This is a genomic window from Lentzea aerocolonigenes, from assembly GCF_000955955.1.
Classification (GTDB): Bacteria; Actinomycetota; Actinomycetes; order Mycobacteriales; family Pseudonocardiaceae; genus Lentzea; species Lentzea aerocolonigenes_A.
This window is the reverse complement of record NZ_JYJG01000468.1, coordinates 1-6,513: the sequence shown is the minus strand read 5'-3', so window position 1 is coordinate 6,513 and position 6,513 is coordinate 1. Positions and strand designations below refer to the sequence as shown.

7 protein-coding genes are annotated in these 6,513 nt (G+C 70.9%); 2 read left to right on the top strand and 5 right to left on the bottom strand.

Annotated features, from left to right (window positions below):
- A partial coding sequence (locus UK23_RS43830) for a CGNR zinc finger domain-containing protein (protein ID WP_045317748.1) occupies positions 1 to 488 on the top strand: 488 nt, incomplete at its 5' end.
- A gap of 3 nt (positions 489 to 491) precedes the next feature.
- Here the strand turns inward: UK23_RS43830 and UK23_RS43825 are convergent.
- Positions 492 to 1,382, bottom strand: a complete 891-nt coding sequence (locus UK23_RS43825) for a pentapeptide repeat-containing protein (protein ID WP_045317747.1) — start codon at positions 1,380 to 1,382, stop codon at positions 492 to 494.
- An 80-nt stretch (positions 1,383 to 1,462) separates the two neighbouring features.
- Positions 1,463 to 1,969: a hypothetical protein gene (locus tag UK23_RS43820; RefSeq protein WP_156213824.1), complete on the bottom strand. Its 507-nt coding sequence runs from the start codon at positions 1,967 to 1,969 to the stop codon at positions 1,463 to 1,465.
- Positions 1,970 to 2,019: 50 nt separating this feature from the next.
- Here UK23_RS43820 and UK23_RS43815 point away from each other — a divergent pair, with 50 nt between their 5' ends.
- Positions 2,020 to 3,450 (top strand): amidase, encoded by a 1,431-nt coding sequence (locus UK23_RS43815; protein WP_045317746.1) that lies wholly within the window; start codon positions 2,020 to 2,022, stop codon positions 3,448 to 3,450.
- 36 nt (positions 3,451 to 3,486) lie between these two features.
- Here the strand turns inward: UK23_RS43815 and UK23_RS49480 are convergent, their stop codons facing one another.
- From UK23_RS49480 to UK23_RS43800, 3 genes are all read right to left on the bottom strand, one after another.
- The gene (locus UK23_RS49480) at positions 3,487 to 4,578 is read right to left on the bottom strand and encodes a hypothetical protein (RefSeq protein WP_052685578.1); all 1,092 of its coding nucleotides are present in this window, start codon (positions 4,576 to 4,578) and stop codon (positions 3,487 to 3,489) included.
- Positions 4,579 to 4,662: 84 nt separating this feature from the next.
- Complete coding sequence (locus UK23_RS43805; RefSeq protein ID WP_045317745.1) at positions 4,663 to 5,937, bottom strand: RNA polymerase sigma factor; 1,275 nt, start codon at positions 5,935 to 5,937, stop codon at positions 4,663 to 4,665.
- Positions 5,938 to 5,966: 29 nt separating this feature from the next.
- A complete protein-coding gene (locus UK23_RS43800) occupies positions 5,967 to 6,389 on the bottom strand; it encodes a YciI family protein (protein WP_045317749.1) in 423 nt (140 codons plus the stop codon).
- Positions 6,390 to 6,513 lie beyond the last annotated feature (124 nt).

The following is a 6,513-nucleotide window of genomic DNA, read 5'->3' as shown; positions in this document are numbered from 1 at the left end:
CTTACGGCGGGGCGGCCGCAGAGCTCGCCGCGAAACTGGTCAACGCCGACCCGGCGACACCGGTCATCGACGTGCTGAAATCGTCGGACTACAAGCCGCTGGGCTCACTGGACGCACGCCAGGAACGTGACGTACGAGACTGGGTCGAAGGCCTGCGCGACGTGTTCCGCCACCCCTCGGTCGAGCTGCTCAACGAGCTGCTGGCGAAGTCGTCGACCACGCACTACATCTCCACCCACGACGGCCGCGCGCCCCACCTGCACTACGCCCGCGAGGACGCGCCCACGGACGTCCGGGTCAAGGCGTACACGGCGGCGGGCATGGCGGCGTTGTTCTGCGAGGACGCCGGGCGCATCGGCTGGTGCGGCCGCGAGGGCTGCGACACCGTGTTCGTCGACACCAGCCGCAACGGCAAGCGGCGCTTCTGCTCGACCAAGTGCGCGAACCGGGTCGCGGTGGCCAACCACAGGCAGCGCCAGTCGGCGTGAGGGTCAGTCGGCGTGAATGCGGTGCCCGAACCGGGTGTTCTCGAACGACGACTCGCCGCCGAACACGGCGTCCACGAAGTCCTCCCGGCCGCGGAACCACGTCTGCGCGAACGACGAGGCACCCGCGAACCAGGCGCGGCGGAACAGCGCCCGCCCGCCGAACCGCACCCCTGAGCAGTCCAGGTCGGAGCCGAACCGGGCACAGGTGAAGTCCGCGCGGCCGGAGAACCGGGTCGCGCGCAACGTCACCACCCCGGCGGCGTGCAGACCGGAGAACTCGCCGTTGCCGCACACCGTCATCCCGGCCAGGCTCACCCCGCGCGCGAACACCGACTGCGTGAACAGCACGTGCCGCCCGAAGAACGCGCGCCGGGCCGAGAACTCGCCCAGGAACGTCGTGCGGTCGAACCGCGTGTCACCGAGGAACCGCGTCCCGTCGAACAGCGCGCCGCCCAGCCGCGCCTGCGACAGGTCGAAGTCCACCAGCGTGGTCTCGCGCAGGTCCACCTCGCAGCCCAGCCAGAACCCCGGCCCTGGACGCAGGTGCGCCAGCAGCGACGCCTGCAGCACCATCCGCCACCGCTGGTCCACCTCCGTGCCGGGCCACGGCAGCTCCCGCAGCGCCTCGCACAGCACGTCCAGCGCCGGCTGCCGGTTCCGCTCGCACCGCTCGCCGTACTCGACCCAGTCCCGCAGCCCGCTCAGCCGTGCATCGGCGTCCAGGGCCATGAGCCTCGACCGGATGTCCTCCAGCGGTGTCTGTTCCAGCGATGTCTGTTCCATCTGGGGCACCACCACGTCGTGGTGCAACGAGAGACGGCGACGGCCCAGCGTCACCGCCGCCACGGCCAGAACAGAGGAGGTCGCTGCGAGCCAGCGCGAGAGAGAGGACATGACTCGATGATGTGACCCGGGTCATTACATCGGACAGTGGTGGAGTTCAGCGCACTGTTCAACGAGCGGCCCACCGGTCGTCACTTGTCGATGACGTTGTTCAGCCTGCGCGCCCGGTACTCGGTGTAGGGCTCCAGGCCGTAGCCGCGGACGCGGTGGTCGGTGCCGTAGTCGCCGCGCTGCTCGTAGGCGAAGTAGCCGTAGTCGCGGCGAGCGGGGTCGACCCAGCGGTCGAAGATCACGACGTGCCGGTCGCGCCAGGTGTCGCCGATGGCGTCGACGACGATGTCACCGCGCTTGAGCTCGCTCATGCTGATCGAGGTCGAGAGGCCCGGGAGGTCCTGGGTGATCGGGCCGGGCTTGTCGAGCTTCGCGGCCATCGCCACGTAACCGGAGCAGTCCGTGCGGTACCCGTCCTGCCGCCCGTAGATGTCGTACGGCACGCGACCGCCGTTGTACGCGGTCAGCCAGCTCGCGGCCCGGTTGATGATCTCGTACCGGTAGATCAGGGTCGCGGCTGCCTGCGCCGGTGCCACCAGCGTGCTCAGGGCGACGAGGACGGCCGCGGCCATCGCGAGGACTCTCATGCTTGCTACTCCCATTCCGTAGATCACCGGTCGGCGCTTAGGGTCGGTTCATGGAGCTGACGGAGCTGTGGTTCGCCGGTGTCGCCAGGCAGGCGCAAGCCGTGCGGTCCGGCGAGGTGACCGCCCGCGAGCTCGTCGCCGGGCACCTGGACCGCATCGCCGCGCTCGACCCGCAGCTCAACGCGTTCCGCACGGTGTTCGCCGAGCAGGCACTGGCCCAGGCCGACGAACTGGACGCGCGCGGCCAGGATCTGATTTCGGGGGACCTGCCGTTGCGGGGCGTGCCTATCGCGGTCAAGGAGGACATCGCGATCGAGGGCCTGCCCACTCCCAAGGGCACGAACGCCGCCCGCACCCCGGAGCCGGCGGACTCGGCGATCGTGCGGCGCCTGCGCGACGCCGGTGCGGTGATCATCGGCCGCACCCGCATGCCCGAACTCGGGCTCTGGCCCTACACCGAGAGCGGCTGGGCAGGGCCGACGCGCAACCCGTGGTCGCTCACGCACTCCCCCGGCGGTTCCAGCGGTGGCTCGGCCGCGGCTGTGGCGGCGGGGCTCGCGGCGGCGGCGATCGGCACGGACGGCGCGGGCTCGATCCGCATCCCGTCCGCGGTGACCGGGCTGTTCGGGCTCAAGCCCCAGCGCGGCCGCGTGTCGCTCGCACCCGAGCGCGAGGTGTGGGGCGGGCTCGTCGTCGCGGGCCCGATCACCCGCACGGTGCTGGACTGGGCGCTGGTCGCCGACCAGATCCACGGCGCCGCGCCGGGTGACAAGCACGTCGCCCACCCGCCGCGCACCACCTTCACCGAAGCCGCGCAGGCCGACCCGGGCAGGTTGCGGATCGGGGTTTCCTTGCGGCCGTGGGGTCCGGGTATCGCGATCGCCGACGAGGTCCGCGACGCCGTGCAGGACACCGCGGCGCTGCTCACCGACCTCGGCCACGACGTCGTGCGCGTCGACCCGCCGATGCGCGACGTCGTCGCGTCCACCCAGTTCGCCGTGCGCTACCTGCACAACGCCCACCTGGCGCGCACGGGCATGGAGTTCCCGGACCTGCTCGAACCCCGCACCCGCGCGGTCGGCGAACTGGGCCGGCGGCTGCCGCGCGGCCTGGTGCGGTGGGCGCTCAAGGACGACGCGGCGCTCACCGCCTACGCGAACCGGATCTTCACCTCCGTGGACGTGCTGCTCACCCCGGCGCTGACCCGCCCGCCGATCCGCGTGGGCGAGTGGGACGGCCGCAACGTCGTCTCGGCGCTGCTGGCCGCGTCGCACTACACGTCGTTCCTGCAGATGTGGAACGTCGTCGGCAACCCGGCCGCCGCTGTTCCCGCCGGTCGCACCTCGTCCGGCCTGCCGCTCGCCGTGCAGCTCGTGGGCCGCCGCCACGACGAGTGCACGCTGCTTTCGGTGTCCGCCCAGCTGGAGCGTGCTCGGCCGTGGGCGGACCGGACCCCCTCCGGCCTCGGTCATGCGAAGTAGGATAGTACGACTACGGACTATCCGAACTCGTTTTGCTCAGAGTCCGCGCTTGGACAACTCGTCGAGCAGTTGCCGGTCCGCCACGTGCCGCGACTTGATGTGGTCCAGGTAGTCCGCGAACGCGTCGGGCTGCAGGCCGCGCAGCTGTTCGAGCCATTCGACGACGAGCTCCTGCTCCTCGATGCCCCGCCGGGCCAGCTCGACCTCGACGATGCGCCGGTACACCTCGACCGCGAGCCGGCTGCCGTCCTGCACGAGGTGCTGCACGAGCTCGGCCCGCAACGGCGGCCACTCGTCGGTGTGCACGACCAGCGCGCGGATCTTGAGGTAGACGTCGAGGTTGGGCCGGGCGAAGAACGCCTCCCGGCACACCGCCACCGCCCGCTGCGGCATCCCCCGGCGCAGGTGTTCCTCGACGGCGAGGTCGATCAACCGCAACGCCGCCCCGCGCCCGCCGACCGCGCGCAGGCCGCGTTCGACCCACTCCAGGGCCTCGCCGGAGCGGGCGTTGTCGCGCAGCATGGTCGCGACCTGCAGGTAGTGCCAGCCCGAGCTGAGGTCCTTCGACAACACGAGCAGCTGGAGGTCGACGTCGTCGGTGTACTCGGCGAGCTCCTCCATCACGCGCAGCAGGGCCCAGCGGGCGCGGTCGTAGCGGCCGGTCTCCCCGAACCCGATCACCGGCAGCGGCTCGAACAACGCCACCGCCCGCTCGCGGTAGTGCTGCAGGCCTTCGTCGTCCAGCGCGCCGGCGTAGGCGGCGAGGCTGACGTCGGGGGCCTCGGGGTGTTGCAGCTGCAGGTCGAGGAGCCAGTCGGCGAGGCGGACCGGGTCGGGTTCGGTCTGGGCACACGCGCGGGCGTGGGTGCCCAGCACTCGGTGGGCGAGTTCGGCCAGTTCCACGCGGTGTCTTCGGGTGGTGGCGACGCCGTCGGCGAGCTGGGTGACGATCCGCTCGATCAGCGCGACCAGCTCCGGGCCGGGGTCGGTGACCAGCAGCGACTGCAGCTCGACGGACACGGCGGTGAGCGCCTGCCAGCGGCCCGGCCAGTCGGTGTTCTCGCTGCCAGTGCCCTCGCCGTTCGACTCCACGAGGGCGGAGGCGACGGTGGCGGGCAGCGAGTCCATCACAACATCATTCCCGCGTCACCCGGTCGAGTGGAACAGATGTCGCCCTATCGGATTTAAGGTTCACCCCGCGTGGTCAGACGCCTACAGGCCGGCGAGTTTGCGGGACAGCACCTCGCGCTCGCGTTCGTTGCCGCACAAGCGAATCGCCTGCTGAAGCTCGGTGCGCGCCTCGTCGAGCCGTCCCAACCGGCGCAGTAGTTCGCCGCGCACTCCCGGTAGTTGGTGCGACTCCTTGAACGCGTCCGCGCCCGCCAGCGAGTCGACGATCGGCAGCGCGGCGGCGGGCCCCTGTGCCATCGACACGGCGACCGCGCGGTTGAGCTCCACGACGGGCGAGGGGGCGAGGCGGCCGAGGGCTTCGTAGAGCACGACGATGCGGTCCCAGTTGGTGTCCTCGACGGACGGGGCCAGCGCGTGGCACTCGGCGATCGCCGCCTGAAGGCCGTAGTAGCCGTAGCCGCGGCCGATGTCGGCGGCTTTCGCCAGCGCCGCACGTCCGCGGGCGATCGCGGAGCGGTCCCAGCGGCGGCGGTCCTGGTCTTCGAGCAGCACTGTCTCGCCGTCGGGTCCGCGGCGGGCCGGGAAGCGGGCGGCGGTCAGTTCCAGCAGGGCGAGCAGGCTGTGGGCCTCGTGTTCCTCGGGCATCAGCCGCGACAGGATCCGTGCCAGCCGCTGCGCCTCGCCGGCCAGGTCGAGACGCATGACCTCGTCACCGGACGACGCCGAGGAGCCCTCGGTGAAGATCAGGTAGATCACGCTGAGGACCTGGGCCAGGCGTGCGGGGCGTTCGTTGACCGGCGGCACCTCGAACGGCACCCCGGCCGCGCCGAGGGTCTTCTTGGCGCGGGTGATGCGGGCCTGCACGGTCGCGGTCGGCACCAGGAACGCCCGCGCGATCTCGTCGCTGGTCAGACCGCCGATCACGCGCAACGTCAGCGCAACCCCTGCCTCACGCGACAGCACCGGGTGGCACGAGGTGAAGACCAGGGCGAGGGTGTCGTCGTCGATCTGGTCCGGGTCCCACAGCACGTCGTCGGGCGCGGGAGCGGGGTCGGCGCCGGTGAGCGCGCCGCCCTCGGACAGGTGGTGCGCCATCGCCGCGTACTTCTCGTCGCGGTTGCTGCGGCGGCGGAACGCGTCGATCGCCCGGCGCCGGCCGACGGTGAGCAGCCAGCCCGCCGGGTTGTTCGGCACGCCTTCGCGCGGCCACGTCACCAGCGCCTCGGCCAGCGCCTCCTGCGCGAGGTCCTCGGCCAGCGCGAAGTCGCCGGTGTAGCGGGTGAGCGCACCGATGATCCTCGCGGAGTCGATGCGCCACACCGCGGCTACGGCCTTGCGTCCCGTGGGGTCGCTCATGACACCCAAAATAGATCAAACACAGCAGATCAGAGCTGGTTGTTCGCCTCGCGCCAGGCCCGTTCCTTCTTGATCCACTCGTTGTCCTGCGGGAACTCGTCGATCGTCGTGACGCGGCGGATCTCGGTCTTGAACCCGGCGGCGGTCATCGGCGTGCGCTTGGCCCACTCGATCGCGTCCTGGATCGTCGGCACGTTGATCAGGTAGAAGCCGTTGAACAGCTCCTTGGTCTCGCCGTAGGGGCCGTCGGTGACAACGGGCGGCTCGCTCGAGAAGTCGACGACGACACCCTCCTCGGCGGACGCCAGACCCTCCGCGGCGATCAGCACACCGGCCTCGATCAGCTCCTCGTTGAACCTGCCGACGGTCTCGAGCATCTGCTCGAAGTCGATCTCGCCGAGGTTCGCCCACGCCTCGTCGGAGGCCACGCGCCAGATCAGCATGAACTTCATGTCGGTCTCTCCCAGTGGTTCGTGCGGGTCCGTTGTGGACCCTTTCACGCCCAGGTCGAACGGGCACACCGTTCGATCGACACCCGCCCCGAAAAAGATGAAGGGCTCCTTCATCCACGTCACG

Coding starts and splice junctions, on each gene's coding strand:
- UK23_RS43825 (WP_045317747.1), bottom strand. CDS start 1,382: ATGTCCTCTCTCTCGCGCTGGCTCGCAGCGACCTCCTCTGTTCTGGCC.
- UK23_RS43820 (WP_156213824.1), bottom strand. CDS start 1,969: ATGAGAGTCCTCGCGATGGCCGCGGCCGTCCTCGTCGCCCTGAGCACG.
- UK23_RS43815 (WP_045317746.1), top strand. CDS start 2,020: ATGGAGCTGACGGAGCTGTGGTTCGCCGGTGTCGCCAGGCAGGCGCAA.
- UK23_RS43800 (WP_045317749.1), bottom strand. CDS start 6,389: ATGAAGTTCATGCTGATCTGGCGCGTGGCCTCCGACGAGGCGTGGGCG.
- UK23_RS49480 (WP_052685578.1), bottom strand. CDS start 4,578: ATGGACTCGCTGCCCGCCACCGTCGCCTCCGCCCTCGTGGAGTCGAAC.
- UK23_RS43805 (WP_045317745.1), bottom strand. CDS start 5,937: ATGAGCGACCCCACGGGACGCAAGGCCGTAGCCGCGGTGTGGCGCATC.